17 protein-coding genes, 2 pseudogenes and 1 riboswitch are annotated in these 23,871 nt (G+C 72.2%); of the genes and pseudogenes, 8 read left to right on the plus strand and 11 right to left on the minus strand.

What is annotated here, in order from left to right:
• Positions 1–131: 131 nt before the first annotated feature.
• The 5 genes and pseudogenes from AB5J54_RS38870 to AB5J54_RS38890 form a co-directional block, all read right to left on the minus strand.
• Positions 132–932 carry an alpha/beta hydrolase gene (locus tag AB5J54_RS38870; protein WP_369148665.1) on the minus strand — a complete coding sequence of 267 codons (801 nt, stop codon included), beginning with the start codon at positions 930–932 and terminating at the stop codon, positions 132–134.
• Positions 933–1,293: 361 nt separating this feature from the next.
• Complete coding sequence (locus tag AB5J54_RS38875) at positions 1,294–2,073, minus strand: SDR family NAD(P)-dependent oxidoreductase (protein ID WP_369148666.1); 780 nt, start codon at positions 2,071–2,073, stop codon at positions 1,294–1,296.
• Between the two features lie 524 nt (positions 2,074–2,597).
• A pseudogene (locus AB5J54_RS38880) lies at positions 2,598–3,512 on the minus strand (transposase).
• Between the two features lie 40 nt (positions 3,513–3,552).
• Entirely contained in the window at positions 3,553–3,813 is a 261-nt protein-coding gene (locus AB5J54_RS38885) for a S26 family signal peptidase (protein WP_369148667.1), read from the minus strand.
• A gap of 107 nt (positions 3,814–3,920) precedes the next feature.
• A pseudogene (locus AB5J54_RS38890) lies at positions 3,921–4,217 on the minus strand (terpene synthase family protein); the annotation flags it as partial.
• Between the two features lie 125 nt (positions 4,218–4,342).
• Between AB5J54_RS38890 and AB5J54_RS38895 the strand changes: the two are divergent.
• The 3 genes from AB5J54_RS38895 to AB5J54_RS38905 all read left to right on the plus strand — a co-directional run bounded on the left by AB5J54_RS38895 (position 4,343) and on the right by AB5J54_RS38905 (position 9,230).
• Complete coding sequence (locus AB5J54_RS38895; RefSeq protein WP_369148668.1) at positions 4,343–4,600, plus strand: hypothetical protein; 258 nt, start codon at positions 4,343–4,345, stop codon at positions 4,598–4,600.
• A complete protein-coding gene (locus tag AB5J54_RS38900) occupies positions 4,597–5,541 on the plus strand; it encodes a pyridoxamine 5'-phosphate oxidase family protein (RefSeq protein WP_369148669.1) in 945 nt (314 codons plus the stop codon). The genes AB5J54_RS38895 and AB5J54_RS38900 overlap by 4 nt, the downstream gene beginning before the upstream one ends.
• A gap of 290 nt (positions 5,542–5,831) precedes the next feature.
• Complete coding sequence (locus AB5J54_RS38905; RefSeq protein WP_369148670.1) at positions 5,832–9,230, plus strand: BTAD domain-containing putative transcriptional regulator; 3,399 nt, start codon at positions 5,832–5,834, stop codon at positions 9,228–9,230.
• A gap of 46 nt (positions 9,231–9,276) precedes the next feature.
• On the opposite strand, the gene AB5J54_RS38910 is transcribed toward AB5J54_RS38905, so the two are convergent.
• Entirely contained in the window at positions 9,277–10,182 is a 906-nt protein-coding gene (locus tag AB5J54_RS38910) for a TIGR03619 family F420-dependent LLM class oxidoreductase (RefSeq protein WP_369148671.1), read from the minus strand.
• A gap of 85 nt (positions 10,183–10,267) precedes the next feature.
• Positions 10,268–10,951: a hemerythrin domain-containing protein gene (locus tag AB5J54_RS38915; protein WP_369148672.1), complete on the minus strand. Its 684-nt coding sequence runs from the start codon at positions 10,949–10,951 to the stop codon at positions 10,268–10,270.
• Positions 10,952–11,331: 380 nt separating this feature from the next.
• Between AB5J54_RS38915 and AB5J54_RS38920 the strand changes: the two genes are divergently transcribed.
• The 3 genes from AB5J54_RS38920 to AB5J54_RS38930 all read left to right on the plus strand — a co-directional run bounded on the left by AB5J54_RS38920 (position 11,332) and on the right by AB5J54_RS38930 (position 14,052).
• Positions 11,332–12,333 carry an IS630 family transposase gene (locus tag AB5J54_RS38920; protein WP_369149603.1) on the plus strand — a complete coding sequence of 334 codons (1,002 nt, stop codon included), beginning with the start codon at positions 11,332–11,334 and terminating at the stop codon, positions 12,331–12,333.
• 282 nt (positions 12,334–12,615) lie between these two features.
• A complete protein-coding gene (locus AB5J54_RS38925; RefSeq protein ID WP_055602188.1) occupies positions 12,616–13,494 on the plus strand; it encodes a sporulation protein in 879 nt (292 codons plus the stop codon).
• Positions 13,495–13,854: 360 nt separating this feature from the next.
• Entirely contained in the window at positions 13,855–14,052 is a 198-nt protein-coding gene (locus tag AB5J54_RS38930; RefSeq protein ID WP_369148674.1) for an integrase, read from the plus strand.
• 138 nt (positions 14,053–14,190) lie between these two features.
• On the opposite strand, the gene AB5J54_RS38935 is transcribed toward AB5J54_RS38930, so the two are convergent.
• Positions 14,191–15,714 carry an aldehyde dehydrogenase family protein gene (locus AB5J54_RS38935; RefSeq protein ID WP_369148676.1) on the minus strand — a complete coding sequence of 508 codons (1,524 nt, stop codon included), beginning with the start codon at positions 15,712–15,714 and terminating at the stop codon, positions 14,191–14,193.
• 42 nt (positions 15,715–15,756) lie between these two features.
• Positions 15,757–17,079 carry a GAF domain-containing protein gene (locus AB5J54_RS38940; protein ID WP_369148678.1) on the minus strand — a complete coding sequence of 441 codons (1,323 nt, stop codon included), beginning with the start codon at positions 17,077–17,079 and terminating at the stop codon, positions 15,757–15,759.
• Positions 17,080–17,171: 92 nt separating this feature from the next.
• Positions 17,172–17,279, plus strand: a riboswitch (ZMP/ZTP riboswitch).
• 28 nt (positions 17,280–17,307) lie between these two features.
• On the opposite strand from AB5J54_RS38940, the gene AB5J54_RS38945 reads away from it, so the two are divergent.
• Positions 17,308–18,162: a bifunctional 5,10-methylenetetrahydrofolate dehydrogenase/5,10-methenyltetrahydrofolate cyclohydrolase gene (locus AB5J54_RS38945; RefSeq protein ID WP_369148679.1), complete on the plus strand. Its 855-nt coding sequence runs from the start codon at positions 17,308–17,310 to the stop codon at positions 18,160–18,162.
• 248 nt (positions 18,163–18,410) lie between these two features.
• Positions 18,411–19,310: a hypothetical protein gene (locus AB5J54_RS38950; RefSeq protein ID WP_369148680.1), complete on the plus strand. Its 900-nt coding sequence runs from the start codon at positions 18,411–18,413 to the stop codon at positions 19,308–19,310.
• On the opposite strand, the gene AB5J54_RS38955 is transcribed toward AB5J54_RS38950, so the two are convergent.
• Both AB5J54_RS38955 and AB5J54_RS38960 read right to left on the minus strand, forming a co-directional pair.
• Complete coding sequence (locus tag AB5J54_RS38955; RefSeq protein WP_369148681.1) at positions 19,291–20,658, minus strand: SWF or SNF family helicase; 1,368 nt, start codon at positions 20,656–20,658, stop codon at positions 19,291–19,293. The genes AB5J54_RS38950 and AB5J54_RS38955 overlap by 20 nt on opposite strands.
• Positions 20,655–23,804: a DEAD/DEAH box helicase gene (locus AB5J54_RS38960; protein ID WP_369148682.1), complete on the minus strand. Its 3,150-nt coding sequence runs from the start codon at positions 23,802–23,804 to the stop codon at positions 20,655–20,657. Before AB5J54_RS38960 ends, AB5J54_RS38955 begins: the two co-directional genes overlap by 4 nt.
• Between the last annotated feature and the right edge of the window lie 67 nt (positions 23,805–23,871).

Raw genomic sequence — 23,871 nt, forward strand, 5'->3', positions numbered from 1 at the left:
GGGGACGTCCGTGTGCCGTTGGCAGTCTCATCGAGTCGGCCACCCTCACCTGGCGGTGGTTTGGGCCGATGTCGGTTTCGGTGACCAGCGGGCCTCCCGGGTCGAGTGGGTCCCGGTCGAGGCCGGCGACCTCAGAGCCCTTGCCCGGTCAGCCAGTCCAGGCAGGCTTCGGCCACCTCCGGCCAGCCGCTGTCGATGGTCAGCGAGTGGCCGCGGTCGGGGAACCCGATGAGATCGGTGACGGCATCGGAATGGCGGTACTGCTTGAGCGTCGACTTGGTGACGGCTTCGGGGACGGTGTGGTCCTTGCCGCCCATGATGAGCAGGAGCGGTCCGCGGTCGGCGTTGTCGGTGTCGACCTTCGCGGGGGAGTGCGGGGCGAAGTTCGCGACGGCGGCTTCGAACAGCGGCTTGCCCGGGGCCGGGATCGTCCACCGCTCGAACAGCTGCGTCGACTCGTCCTCGCTGATGGCGTTGCCGAAGGCGAACCGGAACTGATCTGACGTCAGGGACACGGCGCGGTGCCTGTTGGCGGGGTTGCTGAAGACGGGGAAGGTCGACCGCAGCGTCGACAGCGGCAGGGGCAGAACTCCCTTGATCTGGGCCGCGTCGATCGCCACGGCGGCTGCGGCGCGGTTCTCGCCGAGCAGCTTCTCGGCGATCAGGCCGCCGAAGGAGTGCCCGACCAGGATCGGCGGCTGCGGAAGGCCGTCGATGATCTTCGCGTAGTGGGCGGCGACGTCATCGATGCCATGGTCGGCGATGCTGTCGGGGTCGGCGCGGGCGAGCTCGACGGTGGCGCCGACGCCGGGCCAGCCCGGCGCGACGGGCCGGTAGTCACGCTGGGTGAACAGCTCCACCCAGGGGGCCCAAGAGGAGCTGTGCAGCCATAGACCGTGGATGAAGACGACAGGACGTTCGGACGGGGCCATGATCGTTCTTCCTTTCCGTTGAGCCGCAGACGCTTCCGCTCGCGAGCCGCGGTGGCCGCGAACGGTTCCGGGCTCAGGTGGCCCGGAGCGCGATCAGTGCGCCCGGGCCCGCACGGTCGGGCGTGACGACGAAGATCGCCCCGCGGGCCTTCGCCGGCCTCGGGCGAAGGGGGCGGGTGCGACGATGCCCGCCGGGGGGGATGTGCTGACTTGCCGTCAATCCTCCCTGAAAGAGCAGGCTCTGCGGCGCCGTCAGGCGGGCCGCTCGGGGGCGCCGCGCCGGTGGCCCCGTATCGCGTGCATGACGTCGCTCGTCAGACTGCTCCTCACCGGGGCGGTTCTTCGTCACCACGTCGGTTCATCACCACGTCGGCACGAGACCGCCGTCGATCCGGAGGTCGCTGCCGAGGATGTTGGCGGCCCGGTCGCCGGCGAGGAACACCACCAGATCGGCGACCTCTCCCGGCCGTGAGAAGCGGCCGCTGATGGTTGCCTTCGCCGCCTGCGCCTTCACCTCCTCGGACGGTCGGCCCGTGGCTGCCGAGACGGTGTCGGCGACCCCGCCGTCGCCCAGCCACAGATCCGTCTCCACGGGGCCGGGGCTGATGCTGTTGACCCGGATGCCACGCGGACCGAACTCTTTCGACAGAGCCTTGGAAAAGTTGACCAGCGCCGCCTTGGCGGCGCTGTAGTCCACCACCGCGGGGTCCGGCAGTTCGGCGTTGACCGAGCCGATGTTCACGATCGAGCCGCTCCCGGCTGTGAGCATCAGCGGCAGGATCGAACGGGTGACTGAGACGGCGGTGAGCAGGTTGAGCGTGAGGGTCTGCTGCCACTGCGCGTCGGTGACCGAGAGAAAGCCGCCGGGCCGGGCGGGCGCGGAACCGACGTTGTTGACCAGGAGATCGACCCGCGGCCCGGCCTCGGCGACCAGGCGGTCCGCGCTGCCGGACCGAGTGAGGTCCACCCCCACCCAGCGCGCCTTCCCCGCCGCCACCAGCGCGTCCAGCCCGGGAGACGAGGTCCGTGCCGCGGCGACGACGAACGCCCCGGCCCCCGTGAGGGCCTCGGCCACGGCCAGCCCGATGCCCTTGCTGGCTCCGGTGACCATGGCCGTCCTGCCCTGCAGTTCCTGTGCCATGCGATCTCCTCGGGGCGCCGCCTTCGGTTCACCGGCCTTCGGGGAACCGCGGCACGATCTCCAGGCGCGAGTGGATGCGGCGACAGATCCTCGTGACGGGATCTGTGCCATCGGTCTCCTCCACCTGCACCGACTCCGCCCGGGTCTGCTCGACAGCCTCCGGCCCCTCACCGATCCAGGCGATCCGGAGCACACCGTAGGAAGCGGGAACTCGAATGTGCCCGGGGTTCGGATACGCGGGTCGTCAGCCACGGCTCCAACAGTGCGTCCATCCTCACACAAGGCCCGCATCTCCGCCCGTCGCGGCCCCGGAGCGGAGGCGCTTCACTGCGGGAGGGGCATGGGCCTGCCCTTGTTGCGCCCCTTCGCCGCAGGCTCCTGCAGTTGCCCCCCCGCACTCACTGGGGTGGAGGCCGACGTCATCGCGGTCGACTTCGTTCGCCGGGTTTGGCAGGACGGCGCTGTCACAGCTCGCGAGGCCGCCCTCGAGGGGATTGCCGGAGCCGCTTCCGGCCAGTGCCGCGTCAGGCAACGTCTGCCCTGTCGACGACGGCGCGTAGGTGCCGGTCGTCGGCGTGGCGGTTGCGCCAGATGATGTAGCGGCGGATCATGCTGCCTTGCTTCTTGTGGTCAGCGTGGTCGGTGCCGTCGAGGGTGAAGTAGCGCAGGGCCATGGACTGGGCCTCGGTCCGATTCAGCCAGGAGGAGTCGGTCGGCGTGTAGGCGATTTCAACGTTGTTCGCCGCTGCCCATGTGCCGACTCGCCGGCACTTCTTCGTGGTCAGGTGCGGCAAGAAACTGTCGCAGACGATCGCCATCCGCACCGCGGGAGGGCAGGGGGGTTCGCAGTTAGCGGCAGAACTCCAAGAACTGCTTGCGCCGCTTGAGCGGTTTGATGTGGCCGTAGAGCTTGTCCTTGGCCAGGTCCAGGGCGGCAAACAGGTGCCGCACCCCGCCGTAGCGGTTGTAGGTCGCCCGGCGCCGGCGGCGGGGCTCACGATCGGGGCCTTTGTGCCTGCCGCCGCGCTCGGCCCACTGCCGCCCGGGGTGCGGCATCAGGTTGAGCGGCCCGAACTCGTCCATGCAGAGGACGGCTCGGGCTCGCCGTCCTCGGCTTTGACCTCACGGTCGGCGATCGCGTAGAGATGCTCCACGCGGGCCTTCTTGTCCACGTACTCCCGATCACGGGAGGTCTTCCGGGTCTTCAAACGTTGAAAGGAGACTTCCTCCTCACGGAGTAGAAGGCGCAGGCCCTCGTGGCTAATGTCGTCGACCACCCCCTCGGCGACCAGGAAGTCGGCCGGCATGTCCTGAGCGGACAGCAGCACCATCTGCGCGCGCCGCCAGGTCACCACCGAGCCCGTGCCTCTGCGGGCTGTCCGGAGTAACCGCGGGCCCTCGTCGTCGTCGATCTCGCGAACGCGCACTCGTTCTGCCACCCGTGTGGCTCGGCGGCCTCATGCTGCTGGAGCGGCAGGTTCAGGAGGAGTCGTCGGAGTCGGCCGCGAGCGTCTTGCCCGCGACCTCTGCCCTGGTGACGCCGTCGATTGCCACACAGATAGCGAAGACGCGATCGTGGCTGGTCCAGCCGTTGACGAGGCCACGGTTGTTACTGATCTGTACCCGCTTCCCGGCGGGGTCCACGGACGACACCAAGGGCAAGTGGACCGTCCCGGCGACACGGGCGAGGACGATGTCCCCGGCCTCCAGCTTCGACGGGTCGACCGGGGCAACGACCACCGTTCCCGCGGACACAGGCGCGGAGGACGTCGAGGTAGCGCAGGACCTGGACCGGGGGCGGTGGGCTCGATGGTGCCGGCCTTGTTTTCGAATGCTCTGATCAGGTCATCGCACAGGTTGGCGGTGGCGGTGACCGCTTCGGGCAGGCTGATGTCGCGCTCGGCCATCAGCACGTGGGGCAGCAGGGTCGGGATGGCCCCGGGCTCTTGGATTTCCTTGTGGTACGACCACAGGCCGTTGGCGACACCGAGGTGGTCGATGGCCGGGGCCGTGAGTTCCTCCGGCACGGGGAGAGTGAGCTCGTCGCCGCAGGGCGCCACGCCGCTGCTGAGCGCGCTGAGCTCCAGGCACGGGCCGACAGCGCCGTTGAGCCGGCACAGGCTGCGGTAGGCGGCCGCGTTCAAGGGCCGTCATGGGCCTCGTATGCCTTCGGTGTCCAGGAACGGCAAGTCGGCACCAAGTCCACGCCAAGGCCCGGTGAGCACCGTGTCGTATCCGCTGTCGGCATTCGATCCTGGAGCAACCGAGCGTGTCTTTCAGTAGTACCTCCGAACAGCCCCGCCCCTACGAGACGATCGCGGACCACCGCGAGCGGAAACCGCTGTCGCCCCTGCTCCCCGCAGCCCCGCACGGTGCAACGGGCCGGGCCGCCTCGGTCGCCCACCGCTTGACCGGATACGGGCTGCACCGCCACCGCAACGGTGAGGACAAGTCCGTCCGGCCATCGCTCCGCGAACGCACCGCGCAGCGGACGCCGGCCGTACTCGTCCGCGGAGCGGCGCGATGACGGTACTCGACTGCGCTCCCCACGACGTCCTGGACGCCTACCGCACCTGCGAGTTCGTCACCCTCGGCAAGAACGGAACGCCGTTGGCCTGGCCGACGGCCGTGGCTCGGCGCGAAGACGGGACCCTCCTGCTGACCACGTCCCTCGCCTTCGCCCAAAAGGCGCTGAACGTACGCCGCGACGGCCGGGTCGCGCTGCTCTTCTCCGACCCCACGGGCAGCGAACTGGACCGGGCTCCGCAAGTGTTCGTCAGCGGCCGCGCCCACTGCCCCGACGCGATCATGACGGGTCCGGAAGGGGCCGAGGAGTACTGGCGCAGGCTCTTCGAACGCCAGCCGCACAGCCGCGCCTACCTCAAGCGCCCCATGAGGCCGGTGATGTCCTGGTACTACCTGCGCCTCCTCATCACCGTCGAACCCGAACGGGTGAGTATGAGGCCGAGCCTGGAGGAGCTGTCGTGGCCCGAGGCGCCGGCTCCCGCCGCCGCGACGCACACGCTGCCCGGGGCCGCGCAACTCGGCCGCATGCCGACGGCGGTACTGGCCGGCCGCGACGCCTCGGGGGCACCGCTGCTCGCCCGTACCCGCCCGCAGCCGACACCGTCGGGCTATCTGGTCGAGGTCCCACCGGACTGCCGTGTCGAGCCGGGGCCGGCCAGCCTGCTGGTGCACCGGCACGACGAACTGCTGAACCACATGTACAACGCGCTCGTACGCGGAGACCTGAGGCAGACCGGTTCGGGCTGGCTCCTGGTGCCGTCCAGCGTGATCGAACCCATGGGTTCGGGGCGGGTCAGCGATGCCCTGCGGGTCCTGCGCCAGACCAAGCGGTCGACCGACCGCTATCTCGCGCGGCGCGGTCTGCCCCGCCCGAAAGTGCAGTGGGATCAGTTCCGTTCCCTGGCGGCGCCGTCGCATACAGGACGGAGCCGACCGTGCTGAACCGCCGCTCCGTGCGTGAGGAGTCCCCGTGCGAGCCCTGATCGGCCACCTCGCCGCAGCACTCGCCCGTCTCGGGCGTCGCTCTGCCCGCCCAGCGTTTCCCGCACCGTCGGACGGGGACCGCCTGGCAGCCGTCATGAAGTCCCCGCACCATTGATCACCACTCCGGCTCGTTCGGGGCACGCGGACTGACGGCGCGGCGGGGGAGGGGATCAGGCGAGGTTCTTCGGGTTCTCGGCACGGTCGCCGGAGATCGTCCACGGTGCCGCGCCGTTTACGATGTGGTTGTCATGGTCACAATGAAGGTGCTCGGCGCGTTCCGGGTCGAGGTCAAGGGCCGCCCGGTCGCCACACCGGGTCGGCTCGCGCGGATGGTTCTGGTCCAACTCCTGCTCGCCCGTGGAGAGGTCGTCTCCACGGAGCGGATCATCGAGAGGTTGTGGCCCACGCGTGTCCCGTCGAGTGCGCAGGCGTCGCTGCACGCCTACATCGCGCGTCTGCGGCGCCTTCTCGAACCGGAACGAGCACCGAGGACCGCCGCTCGGCTCCTGCTCAGTGCGCCGTACGGCTACGCCCTCGCCCTGGAACGGGGCGCGCTGGACGCCTGGGTGTTCGAGGACCGGGTCGCGGCCTGCTCGGTCGCGGGTCTGCCCGCCCACGCCGCGGCCGAGGGCTTGGCCGAAGCGCTCGCCTCGTGGGGCGGGCAGCCGTACGCGGAGTTCGCGGACGAGCCCTGGACGGCCGGTGAACGCACCCGCCTGGAGGAACTGCATCGCGCTGCCCGCGAACGGCTCGTCGCCACGCGGCTGAGCCACGGGCAGGCTGCGCAGGCCCTCACCGACGCGGGCGCGCTGACCCGGGAGCAGCCGTTGCACGAGGAGGGATGGCGGCTGCTGGCGCTGGCGCTGTGGGCCCGCGACCGACAGGGGGACGCCCTGGCGGCACTGAGGCAGGCCCGGCACGTCCTCGGAGAAGAACTCGGCGTCGAACCCGGTCCGGCCCTGCTGGAGCTGGAGCAGGCCCTGCTGCACCAGCGTCTGGACGTCCTTCACCGAGAGACCGGGGCGCCCACCGCGACCGCCGCGCGAACCGGGATGGCCGCCGCCGTGACGCTCGGCAGCTCCGTCACGGCTGCCGGACCGGGGACGCCGACTGCGCCGACGGTCCTCATGGCAGGCCGGCTCCTGGGCCGTGACGAAGAGCTGGCGGCAATCGCCGACGCGGCGGAGCGGGCACGCGGCGGCCGCGCGCAGGTGGTCCTGGTCTCCGGCGAGGCCGGAATCGGCAAGTCGAGCCTTCTGCAGGCGGCACTCCGCCAACTGCCCTCACAGGGCTGGCTGGTCGGATCCGGGCAGTGCCCGGAGACCGACGGCGCCCCGCCCGGACGGGCCTGGTTCGATCTCCTCCCCGGCCTCGCCGAAGACGCGCCACCAGGACCGTACGCCGACGAGCTGGCCCCCCTGCTGGCCCCGGGCACCTCGAGCGGCTCCGAGCAGCCGGACGGCAGCCTGGCCCGGCGCTTTCGGCTGCACAGGGCGCTGCTCGGCTGGCTCCGCGACGCAGCCGCGCGGCAGCCGCTGGCGATCGTGCTGGACGACCTGCACCGGGGCGACCAGGAGAGCATCGAGCTGTTCCTGCTCTGCGCCGAGGAGTTGCGCGACGCACCGCTGGTCCTGGTCGGCTCGTACCGCACCGGCGAGGGCGACCTGACCGACGCACTGGCACGCCTGGCTGTCTGCTCGCCCGTACGAATCAAGCTCTCGGGCCTGTCGGACACCCAGGCGAAGGAGCTGCTGCGGCGGTCGACGGCCGACATCAGCGAGCAGGCCGCGGCGGCCCTGGCCGAACGGGCCGGGGGCAACCCCTTCTACCTCCGTGAAAGTTCCCTCCTGCTGGCCGGCGAGGGCGAGCAGCAAGCCCTGGCCCGGATCCCGCAAGGGGTCCAGGACGTACTGCGGCGCAGGCTCGCCCTGCTCGCACCGACCGTCACGGCCGGACTGCGGCTCGCAGCCGTCGCCGGACGCGAGGCCCCGATCGCCCTCCTGGTGCAGGCCGCGGACTGCGATCCCGAGCAACTCCTCGACGCCCTGGACGCCGGCGTGACCGCCGGGCTGCTCACCGAGCCGCGGGCGGGTACGGTCCGCTTCAGCCACGCCCTCGTACGCGACGCCCTGGAGGCGGACCTCACGCGCCTGCGGTTGGCCCGGATGCATTCCCGACTGGGCAGGAGCCTGATCGCCCTCGGCTCGGACGACGTCGCCGCCATCGCCCACCACCTCCTGCGGGCGGCCGCGGTCGTGACCGCCGACGCCGGCCCCGCGGTCCACCATGCCCGGCTGGCGTGCGAGCAGGCCGTGCGCCGCTATGCCCCGCAGAACGCCGAAGCCCTGCTGAACACGGCCCTCGGCCTTCTGGCCGACCATCCGGCAGCCTTCGCAGACCAGGACGCCGCCCTGCTGCGTGTGATGCTGCTGGGCCAGCTCGCCGACTGCCGGATCCGGATGGGGGCGGTCGTACCGGCCCGCGAGGCACAGCAGCAAGCCGTCCGGGTAGCCCGTGCCGAGGGCCGGGCAGACCTGCTGACCGCCGCCTACACGACATGGACCGAACCGACGCCCTGGCGCGTCCGCCCGTACGCGGCCTGTGATCCCGAGGCCGTCGAGGAGCTCACGGACCTGCTGGAGAATCACCACCCGGACGACCGGCAGCGGTGCCTGCTCCTCGACCAGCTCGCCGACGCACTCGACGACACCGACCCCCGCGCCGTGACCGCGGCACGCCAGGCCGTGGAGCTCGCCAGAACCGTGGGCGATCTCCGGCTCCAGGGCCTGACCCTCACCTCCCTGCTGCGCCGCATCGACGGCGAACTGGAACCCGCCGCCTACCTCGAACTCCACAAGGAACTCGTCGAGGTCGCCGCCTCCCAGGACAGCCCCGAGTACTCCTGGATGAGTTCCTACATCGCCGCCCGGATCGCCGCCGCCGGCAACGACCCGGCGCAGATGGAGCAGTGCCTCGTACGCGCCGACGAGATCGCCCGCACCTACGAGCTGCGCGGTGCCTTCGCCATCGCCAGACTGCGCCGCCCCATGGTCGCCATGGCCCAGGGCCGGTTCGGCGAGGCGGAGCAGGACCTGGCGTCGGCGGTGGCGGAACTGCGGGCGTGTGGGGCGGTGGACCTCAGCGGACTGGCGGGCCTGGCGGCCGGATGCATCCGCCTGCAGCAGGACCGGCTCGCCGAGGTCCTGCCGGTGCTGCTCGCGGTGTGGGAGCAATACCAGCCGCACAACGAAGCCCTCACCGCCCTCGCCCTGCTGGCCGCGGACCGCGGCGAGGAGGCCCGTGAAGTCTTCGCCCGCAGGGCACCGATCCGCCGCGACTTCGCCTACTCCATTCTGGCCGGCCTGCGCGGCATCGCCGCCATCGCCTTCGGCGACCGGCAAGCGGCCGCCGAGGTCTACCGCGATCTCCTTCCCCTTCAGGGGCTGGCAGGCGGAGCGAGCAGCCTCAGCCTCGTCTTCCGGCCCGTCGCGCAGACCCTGGGAGAACTCGCCCAGTTCCTGGGCCATGCGCAGGAAGCGCAGCGCCACTACCGGGAGGCCGAGCGGGTGGCAGCCGCATGGGACTCCCCGCACTGGTCGGATGCCGCCCAGGCGGCCCTGGCCCGGCTTTCGCAGTCGGGCGAATAGAACGGGAGGCGGTCACGGGGGTGGAGCCGGTCCGGATCGCGCGACGCTAGGCCAGCTCGGCCATGAACTCCGCCGCCAGCTCGAGGAACCGACCGGGCGAGTCCGTCGTCAACTGGAGGTCCACGAGCACCTCGTCGGTCTCCGCCGCGCACATCGTGCGCAGGTGGTCGGAGATCTGGCGCACGGTCCCACGGTGGTGGCCCTCCGCCAGGTCGGCCGCGGACTTGGTGACGTCAGGGTTCACACGCAGCACCCGCCGCAGTCCTGCCGGGTCTCGCCCCGCCCGTTCGGCCGCCTCGGAGGCCACGGCCCACAGACCGCGGAAGTACTCAAGCGGCATCGAGGCCGCGAGCCAGCCGTCGGCACGCCGGCCCACTCGCTCCATGGCAAGTGGGGTGAATCCGCCCAGCAGCACCGGTGGCCTCGGCTTCTGGAGGGGCTTGGGCAGGACGATCGACTCGCGGATCGTCCACAGCGGGCCGGTGTGGACCACAGACCCAGGTCGCCATATGGCGTCGAGGACGTCAAGAGTCTCCTCCAGCCGGGCGCCCCGTCCTTCCCAGGGCACTCCGGCGGCCTCGTACTCCTCCCGCATCCAGCCCAGCCCGATGCCCACATCCAGGCGCCCGCGGCTGAGCAGGTCGAGTGTCGTCAGTGCCCGGGCCAGCACGAGGGGCGGCTGCCACAGGGCGTTGAGCGTACTGCTGCCCAGACGTACCCGTTCGGTCGCCATGGCTGCCACGCCCAGCGCGAGCAGCGGGTCGAGGTGAGTGCCATACCGGACGGGCATCTTCCCGCCCGGGTACCCGTCGGGCGGGATGAGCGGGGCCAAGAGGCGGTCGGCCACCCAGAGGCTGTGGCAGCCCAGCGCTTCCAACGCCGTGCACATGCCGACGGAGAGGCGGGGGTCGGCGAACGGACCGAACTGGGGTACGGAGAATCCGATGCGCATCGGTGAGGTTCCTCGATCGGTGAGGGGAGGGACAACGGGGCCGGACGCACTGGCGCGCATCCGGCCCAGCCGGCGGGGACGACGGTCACGCGGTTGTACGCCGGCCCCGGATCCGGTCGGTCTCGCGGCGGTACTGCCGCTGCCCGAGCAGCTTCCACAGCACCCGCGCCGGAACGGGAAGCCGGGCGAGGAACTCTCCGCGCTCCTCGGGAGAGGCGTCTTCCAGGATGGCGCCGAGCGCGATCATCAGCCGGTTGCGGGGCGTCTCGGCGAGGCCCCGCTCCCCGACCGCATGCCAATCCTTCTCGTTCACGTGGAGGGCTACAAGAGGCATGACCTGCCGTTCCTCCTCGTCAAGATGGGCGCACAGCTGCCGGTGATGCCGACGCAGCGCCTCGGCCAGCTCGTCACGGTCCTCGGACAGGGCCTTCGCCTGCCACCGGTCCATGAGCACCTGGACCTCACTGATCCCTTCGGAGAGCTCCCGGTGCTGCGCCTCCATGGCGAGTACCTGCTCGGCATCGAGGTCCAGATGGGGCAGCAGGACCGGCCAGAGCATCTCGTCCTCCCCGGTGTGGTGGGCGTGCAGGCCGATTGAGTAAAGCCGCCAGTGCTCGGCGAGGATCCGGGCGCGGGAGGTGTCTGCGGGCCGAACGTCCTGGACGAGGTCGGCCAGCAGGCGCGACTCGCGACGGAACACCTGGTGGATCATCGCCATCTCGCGGGTGTAGGGGTGAACGGCGGAGTCTGAAGCATTGCTCGTGGTCATGATCCCCAGTCTTCGGAGCCCGATTGCCAGGCACTTGCACCCGACTTGCCGTATCTGGCTCACGTGAACGCCGGCTCGAGGTTCGGCTGCCTCGTAAGATGGTCTCGTCCGCTGGCGCTGATCGCGTTCGGGCCGATGGTTACGGGCTGTAAGCCTCTCTCCTGGTGGAGGGGTCAAGGCGCTGGTCTACGTTGCCGCGTTCGTGCCGACACCGGCGAGAAGCTCGGCGACATCATCAACAAGTACCCCGGCAGCGAGATCCAGGCAGCACTGAACCCGGTGCCCTTCCCCAACCCGGACGGCAGCACCGGCATCGACCTCTACATCCGGTCGGACCGGTTCCGCGACGTCTGTCGCCGTCGGCGCAGGAGGCCCTGCGGCTGCGGGCGGTGGCCGCGTTGGTGGCGGGACGGGGCCGTGAGGATGTGGCGGCCTTGTTCGGGGTGTCGTTGAAGGCGGTCGACATCTGGAGGGCGAAGTGGCAGGCCGGCGGGCGGGAGGCGCTGGCCATGCAGCCGCGGGGCAAGCCGGTCGGGGTGCATCAGGTGCTCGGGGAGGCTGAGCAGGCCGGGGTGCGGCAGGCTGTCCTCGACTACCGGCCTTGCGACGTGGGCTTGAATGGGCAGTTGTGGACGCGGCGGCTGATCGGCGAGCTGATCACGAAGCTGTACCGGGTACGGCTGACCGGACCGGGGGTGGGCAAGTACCTCAGGCGTTGGGGGCTGTCCTTCCAGCGCCCGGACAAACGGGCCGTCGAGCAGGACCCCGAGGCCGTGGCGCGCTGGCATCAGGAGACCTGGCCGAAGGTCCGAGCGAAGGCGAAGGCCGACGGCGGTGAGATCCTCTTTGCCGACCAGGTCGGCATCCGGTCCGACCAGGTCACCGGCCGCACCTGGGGCGAGAAGGGGAAGACGCCCGTGGTGCGGCGGAGCGGGAACCGGTTCTCGGTGAACGCGATGTCGGCGATCAGTGCCAAGGGCCGGATGCACTTCATGGTCTTCGCCGAGTCCTTCACCGCCGAGGTGATGTGCCGCTTCCTGGACCGGCTCGCCGGCCACTTCGACCACAAGGTCCACCTCGTGGTCGACGGACACTCCGCCCACCGCTCGAAGAAGGTCCACGACTGGCTCGCCGCCCACCCCGACGACGTCGAGCTGCACTTCCTGCCGCCCTACTCACCCGAGCTGAACCCCGACGAGCTGGTCAACGCCGACCTCAAGCACAGCCTGCCCCGGCAGCACCGGGCCCGAGACCAGGCCGAACTCGCCGCCGAAACCCGCCGCTTCTTCCACCGACGGCAGCGCCAGCCGCACCTCGTCCGCGGCTACTTCGGTGGCCCGCACGTCCGTTACGCCTTGGACAAGAACCCCGTCAGTTTCTGATCAATAGGCGCGGCCCCGGGCCTTCACCTGGGCCAGGCTCGCCAACGACCTCCCCGGCACCGGACTTCTGGGCGACTTAGCCTCCACTCTGGCCTCGGACCTGTGGAAGGCGACGGTGAGGAGGTGTCCGCCGCCTCGGCCCGTCCGGCATGGGTGAGCGGGGCAGGGTGCCGAGGAGGGCGGGCGAGAAGAGGCGCTTGCGGTGGTAATGCGGCATATGGGATGCCCGGAACCGTCCGCTGGCGAGCTCCTGACGGCCCGGCTGCGGCTACCGTGCGGATCATGGTGTTCAAACGACTGCTCGGCAGTGGAAGCGGCGGCAAGACAGCAGACGGCATACCGCTGGAAGCCGACACACTCCTCCCGGACGAACCGGTGCGCCCCGGGGAGATCCTGCGCGGTGAGGTGGTACTGCGCGCGCTCGACCGGGACGTGCGGATCCGGACGGTCAACGCGCGCCTGGTCGCCAACGCGGCCCCCGCCGCCGTCACCAAGAGCACGACGACGGACGTCAACACGGACACCGGCGTCACCCTCGCCCACTTCCAGGTGACGAGCCTCTTCACCATCCCGAAGGGCGAAGAACGCCGGGTGCCGCTCCGGTACCGGCTGAAGTGGGAGACCCCGGTCTCCGAGGTGCGCGGGTTGCCGCTGGCCGGGATGCGGATCGGTCTGTACACGGAGGTCGATGCCGACGGCATCGCGGACCGCACGGACGTCGACGCGGTCCGCATCGAGACGACGCCCCTGCACGAGACCCTCCTCGACGCCTTCGCCGCCGCCGGATACACCTGCCACAGCGCGTGGGTCGACCCCGAGTACATTCCGCGTACTGAGCGGGAGATCCTCTACAGCCGACAGGGGTTCCATCTCGCCGCGACCGACGCGGACCACCCAAGGAACATGGAACTGTACCTCCACTCCAACGCGGTCGGCGCCGAGATCTACCTCCGAAGGGCCGCCTTGGCGGAGAAGGATTGGTGGGGCAAACCCCCGGCCCTCCGGTACGTCGCCGCCCACCACGAGATCGGCCACGTAGACTTCGAGGCCAAGGCTCGGCAGTGGATCGACAATGTCGCCGCACTGCCCGATACCGCCGTCGATGACCGCGAGCGAGTCGACTACCACCTGGACAGCCCCCGATGGTGGCGCGATACCTGAACAGCACGGATCCTCCCGGCTGCCGGCGCGGACGGCGACCGGGACGACTTCGGCAGGCCCAGCGTCGTATCCGAGACGAAGTTCAGGACGATCTCCCGGCCAACCGGCGCGATCCGCGCCGGTGTCACCAGCCGCAGGACCTCCTGCACCGACGGCGAGAGATGCCGTGCGTCCCCCACCAGATCGCTCACACCCCTACAGCGACCCGGAACCCGAACCGTTTCTGATCAATATGTGGATGCATCGGCATACGGCGTCACATGGGCGCGGGCGAGGGAGTGCGGCCTGACACGCTTGGAGCGCGCCTCAGGTCTGGCCAAGAGGCCTTACGACCTTCGGCACGCTGGGATCTCCTTCTGGTTGTACTCCGGCGTCGACCCGGCCGAGTGCGCCCGCCGGGCCGGCCAGAGCATCGAGGTCCTCTTCCGCTTCTACGCCAAGTTCCTGGACGGGGTCCGGGAGCAGGCCAATCGCCTCATCGAGCAGTCGATGGAGGAATGGGACCGCATCCATCGAGGCGGGAATCCCGCCGGTGGACCGAGCTTGGACCGGAAATAGACCGGAACAGCTGGTCAGGAGCGGGATACGGGTGGGATAAACTGGGAGTTCCGACGCAAGTCGGCTGCTGCGATGGATGAGGCTGTCGAGAGGCGCCTGACGGGTAAAAGCCCAGGTCAGGCGCCTCTTTTCGTGCCGTTAGAAGAACCCGAGCTTCTTCGGCGAGTAGCTGACCAGCAGATTCTTCGTCTGCTGGTAGTGCTCCAGCATCATCTTGTGGGTCTCTCGGCCGATGCCCGACTGCTTGTAGCCGCCGAAGGCCGCGTGGGCCGGGTAGGCGTGGTAGCAGTTCGTCCAGACGCGGCCCGCCTGGATCGCGCGGCCCGCGCGGTAGGCGGTGTTCGTGTCGCGGGTCCAGACGCCGGCGCCGAGGCCGTAGAGGGTGTCGTTGGCGGTGCGGATGGCGTCGTCGAAGTCGGTGAAGGAGGTCACCGCGACCACGGGGCCGAAGATCTCCTCCTGGAAGATCCGCATGCGGTTGTCGCCTTCGAAGATGGTCGGCTGGACGTAGTAGCCGCCGGACAACTCGCCGCCGTGCTCCACGATCTGGCCGCCCGTCAGGATCTTCGCGCCCTCCTGCTGGCCGATCTCCAGGTACGAGAGGATCTTCTTGAGCTGGTCGGCGGAGGCCTGTGCGCCGATCATCGTGTCGGTGTCCAGGGGGTGGCCCGGGACGATCTTCTCCGTGCGGGCGACCGCCGCTTCCAGGAAGTCGGAGTAGTGGCCGCGCTGGACGAGGGCGCGCGAGGGGCAGGTGCAGACCTCGCCCTGGTTCAGGGCGAACATCGTGAACCCTTCCAGGGCCTTGTCCCGGAAGTCGTCGTCCGCCGCCCAGACGTCGTCGAAGAAGATGTTGGGGGATTTGCCGCCGAGTTCGAGGGTGACCGGCTTCAGGTTCTCGGAGGCGTACCCCATGATGAGGCGGCCCGTCGCCGTTTCGCCGGTGAACGCGATCTTCGCCACGCGCGGGCTGGACGCCAGCGGCTTGCCGGCCTCCTCGCCGAAGCCGTTGACGACGTTCAGGACGCCCGGCGGCAGCAGGTCCGCGACGAGGCTCAGCCAGAAGTGCACCGAGGCCGGGGTCTGTTCGGCCGGCTTGAGGACCACCGCGTTGCCCGCGGCCAGCGCCGGGGCCAGCTTCCAGACCGCCATGAGGATCGGGAAGTTCCACGGGATGATCTGCGCGACCACGCCCAGCGGCTCGTGGAAGTGGTACGCGACGGTGTCGTCGTCGATCTCGCTCAGCGCGCCCTCCTGGGCCCGCAGCGCCCCCGCGAAGTAGCGGAAGTGGTCGATCGCGAGCGGGATGTCCGCGGCCAGCGTCTCCCGGACGGGCTTGCCGTTGTCCCAGGTCTCGGCGACCGCGAGCGCCTCCAGGTTGCTCTCCATGCGGTCCGCGATCCGCAGCAGGACGGCCGCCCGCTCCGCCGGAGCCGTCCGCCCCCACGCCGGGGCCGCCGCGTGCGCCGCGTCGAGGGCGCGCTCCACGTCCTCCGCGGTACCGCGCGCGACCTCCGTGAAGGGGCGGCCGTCGACCGGGCTCGGGTTCTCGAAGTAGCGGCCGGCCGCCGGGGCGACGTACGCGCCGCCGATCCAGTGGTCGTAGCGGGCCTGGTACGACATGAGCGCGCCCTCGGTACCGGGTGCGGCGTAACGGGTCATGGATGGCCTCCCTGGGACGCGCCGGCCGTCCCTGGCCGGCGCTCACGCCCGAGTGTGGGGGCGGGTACGTTGCAAGTCCGTTGCACCGGCGGACAGTTCCCTCTCCAGGGCGTCCAGCCTCGCCCGTACGGGAGAGAGCCGGGGCGCCGGTACCGCCGCGCACAGAGCCCGCCACACCACCACGTCGTCCTCGCCCCACGAGCTGTAGGCCCAGTCGGCGAGCAGCCCCGGATCGCCCCGGTCGACCAGCGCCGCCCGCAGCCGGTCCGCGAGCCGTTCCCGCAGCCGTACGACCCCGGGCGCGGTCGACGCGGGAAGCAGCGGGCCCGCGTAGTCACCGGCCGCCGCCGCGACGGCCCCCGAGGCGAGCCGCCGGTCGACCGTCGCGAAGTCCGCGTCCACCGCCCCCGAGAGCCGGTACGGACGCGAGCGCAGCGCGTCGGGACCGAGCAGCGCCCGCAGCCGGGACAGCTCCGCCCGCAGTGTCACCGGGGTGACCGACTCGTCCTCGTAGAGGAGGGTGAGGAGTTCGTCGCCCCCTACGCCCTCCGGGCGGTGCGCGAGGACCACCAGGATCTCGCTGTGCCGGCGGCTGAGCCGCAGCCGCCGCCCGCCCGCCGACAGCACCGCCTCGTCCCGGCCGAGCGCCGACAGCCTCAGCCGGTCCGGATCCGGATCGGGCCCGAGCAGGGCCAGCTGGGACTCCGCCGCGCGCGCCACCGCCTGGACGAAGCCGAGGCTGTGCGGGTGCGCGAGCCGCTCCCCGCCGGTGATGTCGACCGCGCCGAGCACCCGCCCGGTGCGCGGGTCGTGCACGGGGGCCGCCGCGCAGGTCCAGGCCCGCACCGAGTGCCGGAAGTGCTCCGCGGAGACCACCTGGACGGGACGGTCCACGGCCAGCGCGGTACCCGGTGCGTTCGTACCCGCCGCCGTCTCCGACCAGCGGGCCCCGGCCACGAAGTTCATCCCCCGGGCCTTGCGCAGGGTGCCCGGATGCCCCTCCACCCAGAGCATCCGCCCGGCCGCGTCGCAGACCGCGAGGAGATGCTCCCCGTCCGTCGCGTACGCCCCCATCAGCTCCCGGACCACCGGCATCGCCGCGGAGAGGGGATGCTCGTCCCGGTACGCGGCGAGCTCGTCCTCGTCCAGTTCCACCCGCGCCGCCCCGTCGGGGCTCACGCGCGCGCGTACCGACCGGCGCCAGGACGCGGCCACCAGCGGGCGGGCGTCCGGGGTGGGCCGGCCGGCCTCCCCGGCCGGGCCGAGATCCCCCGTCGGCGCCCGCTCGCTCCATGGCTCCCCGGCCACGCACACATCGTTCAACTCGGCCTCCTCGTCGAGGTCGTCCCGGCCCGTCGCGCTCATCGTCGTGCGCCCGCGGGCCGCCGACAAGCCGCTTCGCACCACGGCATATGCACCCTGTCCGGGACCGGCCCCCGACCGCTCACGTAGAGTGGGGCCCGGGCCGTGACTGGCGCTTGAGGTGGATCACCACCGGGGAGCGGCCCGGCGGAGCGTGCCCCCGTGGCGCGACCGTGTCGATGCCGTGCGCCTGGGCGAACCACCGGTCAGAGACGACGCCCAGGAGTTGCCATGTCCACCAGCACCGCCACCCTCATGGACGGCACGGCCCTCGCCCGCCGCACGGTCGAGGAGACCGCCGCCCGAGCCGCCGAGATCACCCGCCGCACCGGCGTCACCCCGTGCCTCGCCACCGTCCTCGTCGGCGCGGACCCGGCCTCCGTCACGTACGTGAAGATGAAGCAGAACCGCTGCGCGAAGGCCGGAATCCGCTCCAAGCACGTCGAGCTGCCCGCCGAGACGAGCACCGAGGAGCTCGTCGCCGCCATCACCGCCCTGTCCGAGGACCCCGAGGTCCACGGCATCCTGCTGCAGCACCCGGTCGGCCCGCACATCGACGAGCGCGCCGCCTTCGAGGCCATCGCCCCCGAGAAGGACGTCGACGGCGTCACCATGGCCTCCTTCGCCGCCATGGGCTTCGGTCTGCCCGGCTTCGTCTCCTGCACGCCCGGCGGCATCATGCGTCTCCTCGACGCGTACGACGTCGAACTCAGCGGCAAGCGCGCGGTCGTCGTCGGCCGCAGCGCCATCCTCGGCAAGCCCGCCGGCCTGCTCCTCCTCGGTCGCGATGCCACCGTCACGTACTGCCACTCCCGCACCCAGGACCTCTCCTCGGTCGTCCGCGAGGCCGACGTCCTCGTCGCCGCCGTCGGGAAGCCGAACTTCATCAAGGGCGAGGACATCAAGCCGGGCGCCGTCGTCATCGACGCCGGCTACAACCCGGGGAACATCGGCGACGTCGACTTCGCCTCGGCCGCCGAGCGCGCCTCCCTCATCACCCCGGTCCCCGGCGGTGTCGGCCCCATGACCATCGCCGTGCTCCTCGCCCAGACGGTCGAGGGCGCGGAGCGTCAGCTCGGCCTGTAGGCGGTCATGACCGGGCGGCGGCGGTGACGGGGGAGCGGCGGTGGCGGGAGCGCGCGCGGTCGGCGATGGTCACGATTCCGTACCTGACGCGTCCGACGGCCGGTGAACGCCCGCCGCGCCGCCGCCGAGGGGCGATCCTGGTCCCTGTGCCCCACCCGCCGAGCAGCACTCCGCCGACCGAACCGTGCCGCACGGGCGTGTCCGGTCTCAGCGGTGGGGAACCTTCGACCCGCCCGAACGCGACGGGTATGAACGCGACAGGCCCGAACGCGCCGGGCCCGATATCGCCGGGCCCGAACGCGACGGGCCCGACATCACCGGGCCCGAACGTGCCGAGCCGGGTCGAGGGCCGTATCACCGACCCCCGCGTCACCGAGGGGCTCGGGAGCGGTGCCGAGGCCGGGTGGCCGGCCCGTTTCGTGCGGCTCGGCGCGCCCCGGCCGGGACCGGCGGCGCGGCGTGCCCGCTGGTTCGGCGTGCCGCTCGTGCCGCTGCTCACCGCCGCCCTGGTGGCCGGTGCCTTCCTGACCGCTCGTGGCGGCGCGGAGGGCGGCGGACTCGCCGACGGCCGACCGGGAGGAGACCCCGTCGGAGTGCCGTCCCCCGTCCTCACCGACGGTACGGGATCGCCCGCCCCCGCCCCGACCACGGGAGGGACGACGGCCGACACGCCGACCCGCACCGCACCTCAGGACCGGGCCGAGCACCCGCAGGCCGGCACCTCGGCGGCGCCCTCCCGGTCCGGGACCACCGGCCCCACGCCCACCGCCACCGCCCCCACGCCCTCCGGACGCCCGACGGAGGAACGGCCGGTCTCCTTCGACATGCTGCGCGTCGGCGACTGCTTCGACATCGACCGCGACGCGCCCGGCACCGCCCTCCGGCGCGGTTGCGACACGCCGCACCAGGCCGAACTCGTCGCCCGGCTCCGCCTGGTCGGCACCTTCGCCACCGATCAGGACGTGCGCGAGGCGGCCACCGCGCTCTGCCGCGAACCGCTCCGCCGCAAGGCCGCAAGGCAGCCGCTCGGCACGCGCTGGACGACCTTCGCCCAGTACCCGTACCTGACGGGTCACCTCCTCGGCGCGGACACCGTCGCCTGCAGCCTGGCCGTCACGAGCGGCACGCTCAGCCACCGCCTCCAGTAGCACCGGCGGCGAACGCCGTCGCCAGGGCCGCCGCCGGGTCACGGTCCGCCGGGCCGGCCGGGGACCAGCGGGCCCCGGCCTTCCGGTACGGCCACCAGCGACCGTCCTCGCCGAGCCGCAGCTGCGCCTCCGCGCCCACGACCGTCCACCGCGCACCGCCCGCGCGCCGCAGCACCGGCCGCTCGTCGTCCGCCCAGGCCCCCGCGAGCCGGGCCCCGGCCCGGTCGAGCGCCTCCGCGTCCGGTGTCCACTCCTCCTCCAGTACGGCGAGGGCGGCGGCGCCCCCGAACCGCCACGCGCGCGTGGCCAGGTCCAGCTCCGTCAGCGACCTTCCCGAACCGGAGGCGAGGCGCCCCGCGATCCACGGAACGGGAGCGCCCGCCGCCAGCCTGACCGCGTCCTGAGCGACGGTCGGCGGAGCCTCGATCGGATCAGCCGTGGTCCCGTGCGCGCCACCGGCCCCCAGCACCGCGCCGAGCAGTCGGTACGCGCGCGTCGCCGCGTCCTGCGCCAGGAACTCGAGGGCCGCCGGATCGACGCCCGGCTCCGGCGGCGTGTCCGTGTCCAGGGACGGCGACCGCCCCGGCGCGGCCGGGACGGCCGGAGGGGCGGGCAGCGGCGGTACGAGGAAGGCCGCAGCGAACACCTCCTCGGCCGACACGCCGGGCATCCCGCCGGCCCCGTCGAACCCGCCGCCCGTCTCCTCCCCGCCCCGAGCGGACGGGGCGGCGGCCCGTGCCGCACTGCGCTCCTGCAACTGCTCCAGGAGCGTGCGCTCGCCGCGCCCCCGCATCAGCAGAAGGACGAAGGGGTCCTCGTCGAGGAGGCGGGCGACCTGATAGCAGAGCGCCGCCGTGTGCGCGCAGTGGTCCCAGGCCTCGCAGCCGCACTCCGGGTCCAGATCCCCGATGCCCGGCAGCAGGTCGAGCCCGGCCGCCGCCGCGTCCTCCACCAGGTGCGGCGGCATGTCGCGGTCGAGCAGCGCGGCGATGTGGCCCGCGCTGTCCACGGCGAGGCCGAGGAGCCGCTCCCACTGCTCCTCCGAGAACTCCCGCACCAGCACGTCGGCGCGGTAGGCCGTGCCGTCGCGGTCCTTGACCAAGGCCGTGATCCGGCCGGGCCGCACCGAGACGGCACCCACCGCCCCCCCGCGCGCGTGGCGGCGTCCCGCCTTGAGGGCGCGGGGGCCGTCGAGCGCCGAGTCCTCCAGGGCCTTCAGCCACGCGCGTCCCCACCAGGTGCGGGTGAACCCGCCACCGTGCACCGGCGGCAGCGCCTCGAAGGTCCGTTCGTCGTCCCCACGGCCCTGGCCACGACCGTGACCGTGGGCCTCTCCGTACGCGCTCATCGTCCGTCCCCTCGCAGTCGCACCAGCTCCGCCAGTTCGGCATCGGTCAGTTCGGTCAGTTCCGGCGGCGCGTCCCCGCCGCTTCCGAGGACGGTGTCCGCCAGTTCGCGCTTGCGGTCGAGCATCGCGGCGATCCGGTCCTCGATGGTGCCCTCGGCGATCAGCCGGTGGACCTGCACCGGCCTGTCCTGCCCGATCCGGTACGCACGGTCGGTGGCCTGTGCCTCCACCGCCGGGTTCCACCACCGGTCGTAGTGCACGACGTGTTCGGCGCGGGTCAGGTTGAGCCCCGTCCCGGCGGCCTTCAGGGAGAGCAGGAAGACAGGGACGTCCCCGCTCTGGAAGCGGGTGACCATCGCCTCGCGTTCGGCGACCGGCGTGCCGCCGTGCAGGAACTGCGTGCGCACGCCCCGAGCCGCGAGGTGCGCCTCCAGGAGCCGGGCCATCCCCACGTACTGGGTGAAGACCAGGGTGCACGCGCCCTCGGCGAGGATGGTGTCGAGGAGTTCGTCGAGCAGCTCCAGCTTGCCCGAGCGGCCCTCGATCCTCGGCTGCTCCTCCTTGAGGTACTGGGCGGGGTGGTTGCAGATCTGCTTGAGGCCCGTCAGGAGCTTCACGACCAGGCCCCGGCGCTCCATGCCGTCGGCCTCGGCGATCGCCGCAAGGGTCTCCCGCACCACCGCCTCGTACAGACCGGTCTGTTCCGGCGTCAGGGAGACGGTCCGGTCGGTCTCGGTCTTCGGCGGCAGCTCGGGGGCGATGCCGGGGTCGGATTTGCGTCGGCGCAGCAGGAAGGGGCGTACGAGTGCGCCGAGCCGCTCGGCGGCGGCCGGGTCCTGTCCGCCCTCGACGGCGGCGGCGAAGCGGGTCCGGAAGGCACCCAGGCTGCCGAGCAGGCCCGGCGTGGTCCAGTCGAGGATCGCCCACAGCTCGGAGAGGTTGTTCTCCACCGGCGTGCCGGACAGCGCCACGCGCGCGCGTGCGCCGATGGTCCGCAGTTGACGGGCCGTCGCCGAGTACGGGTTCTTGACGTGCTGGGCCTCGTCCGCGACGACGAGGCCCCAGTTCCGGGCGGCGAGCCGTTCGGCGTCCAGGCGCATCGTGCCGTACGTGGTGAGCACGAAGCCGCCCTCGGCGACCTCCTCCAGGTCACGGGCCGCGCCGTGGAAGCGGCGCACCGGTGTGCCCGGGGCGAACTTCTCGATCTCCCGCTGCCAGTTGCCCATGAGCGAGGTCGGACAGACGACGAGGGTGGGGCCGGCGGACGCCGGGTCGGTCTGCCGGTGCAGATGCAGGGCGATCACGGTGATCGTCTTGCCGAGGCCCATGTCGTCGGCCAGACAGCCACCGAGGCCGAGCGAGGTCATCCGGTGGAGCCAGTCGAGCCCGCGCAGCTGGTAGTCGCGCAGGGTCGCGGCGAGCGCCGGGGGCTGGGTGATCTCCGGCCGGTCGCCCTCGGGTTCGGCGAGACGCGCCCGCAGTCGCTCCAGCCAGCCGGTGGCGGCCACCTCGACGGTGCGTCCGTCGATCTCGGTCGTGCCGGTGAGGACGGCCGAGAGGGCGTCCACCGGAGTGACCTTGCGGTCCTGGTGGGCGCGGGCCCGGCGCACCTCGGCCGGATCGACGAGGACCCAGCGGTCGCGCAGCCGGACCAGTGGCCGTCCGGCCTCGGCGAGCCGGTCGAGCTCGGCCCGGGAGAGCTCGTGGTCGCCCACCGCGAAGCGCCAGTTGAAGGCGAGCAGGGAGTCCGCGGCGAGGAAGGACGGCAGGGCGGAGGCACGGGCGGAGCCGAAAGCCTCCGCGCCGTCGGCCTCGAAGGAGCCGTCGGCCTCGGAGGAGCCGTCGGCCTCGGAGGAGCCGTCGGCCTCGGAGGAGCCGTGGGCCTCGGAGGATCCGTCGACCTCGGAGGAGTCGTTTGTGTCGGCGGAGCCCGATGCTTCCGCGCCATCGATGGCGCGTCCGACGCCGTCACGGAGCCCTGACCTCCCGGCTCCGGCTTCCTGCGGGCCGATCACCGCGCCGGCGGTCAGCCGGTCCGCGAGCTCGCGCGGCCAGTGGATCTGGACGCCCGATGCCGCGAGGGCCTCGGCGGCCGGGCCGAGGAGCTCCGCGACCTCCTCGTCGGCGAGTTCGACGGTGTCGGGCACGGCCGCCGACAGGAGCGGGGACAGCGGGGCCCAGGCCCGGGCGGCGCGCCGGAGCGCGAGGAGGGCGTCCATCCGGGCGCGGGGGCCGAACGCGGCCCCGGCCCGGCCGGAGCCCGCCCACACCTCCGCCGCGTCCGCGACCAGGGTCGGGTCGGCGACCCCGTGCAGCTGGAGCACCGCCCGGAAGGCGGGTGCCTCCCGCGCCTCCGCGCTGAAGCCGGGCAGTTCGAGCCGGAGGGAGAGCCGGACGCCCGCGTCGTGCACCGCCGCCACGTCGGCGGCCCAGGGGCGCTGTTCGGGCAGGCTCTGCGGTGCGTCGGCCGCGAAGGCGGGCCCGCCGGCGGCGAGCGGTGCCGCCGGGGTACGGGGCAGCGTGTCGGCCACCGCGTCGGCGAAGGCCCGGAGCAGCGCCTCGGGCTCGGGCAGCATCAGCGGTTCGTCGCCGATCGGCGGTACGGCGCCGGACTCGGGCACGCCCCCGGGCTCGGGTACGGGGACGGTCAGAGGTACGGCATGCGCCGCGGGTGGCATCGAGGCGGCGAGGGTGCGGAGTTCGGCCAGCTCCGCGGGGCCGAGCGGTCCGGCGCGCCAGGCGTCGTGGTCGCCGGGCGTGAGGCCGGGCAGCAGCAGACCGCGCGAGACGAGGTTCAGGGCGAGAAGCGACGCGGCGCCCCAGAAGGCGGCCGCGGGGGAGGCGGTGTCCGAGAACCGGGCGCGGGCGAGCAACGGCAGGGCGTCCCGTACGGACAGGGTGCGGGCGGGGACGGTCACGGCCCGGAGCGAGTCGCCGTCCACGACCGTGATCGCCGTGTCGCCCGGGGAAGCGTCGGCGGCGTCCGGCAGGGGCTCGCCGTCCGGCGACCAGAAGCCGATCCGTCCGGCGCGGGGCGGATCGGCGGGGAGGAAGACGGCGGGGTGAAGCAGGAGTTCGTGTGTGGGGGAGGGTTCTCGGGGGGCGGGTTCGCGGGCCGGTTCATGGGATCCGTGCGAGAGCGACAACGCATTCCTCAAATTTGACTACCTGACGACCGAGTCGCCGAGGATACCCCACGCATGCGCCGGAGGT

The sequence above is a fragment of the Streptomyces sp. R44 genome (assembly GCF_041053105.1).
Classification (GTDB): Bacteria; Actinomycetota; Actinomycetes; order Streptomycetales; family Streptomycetaceae; genus Streptomyces.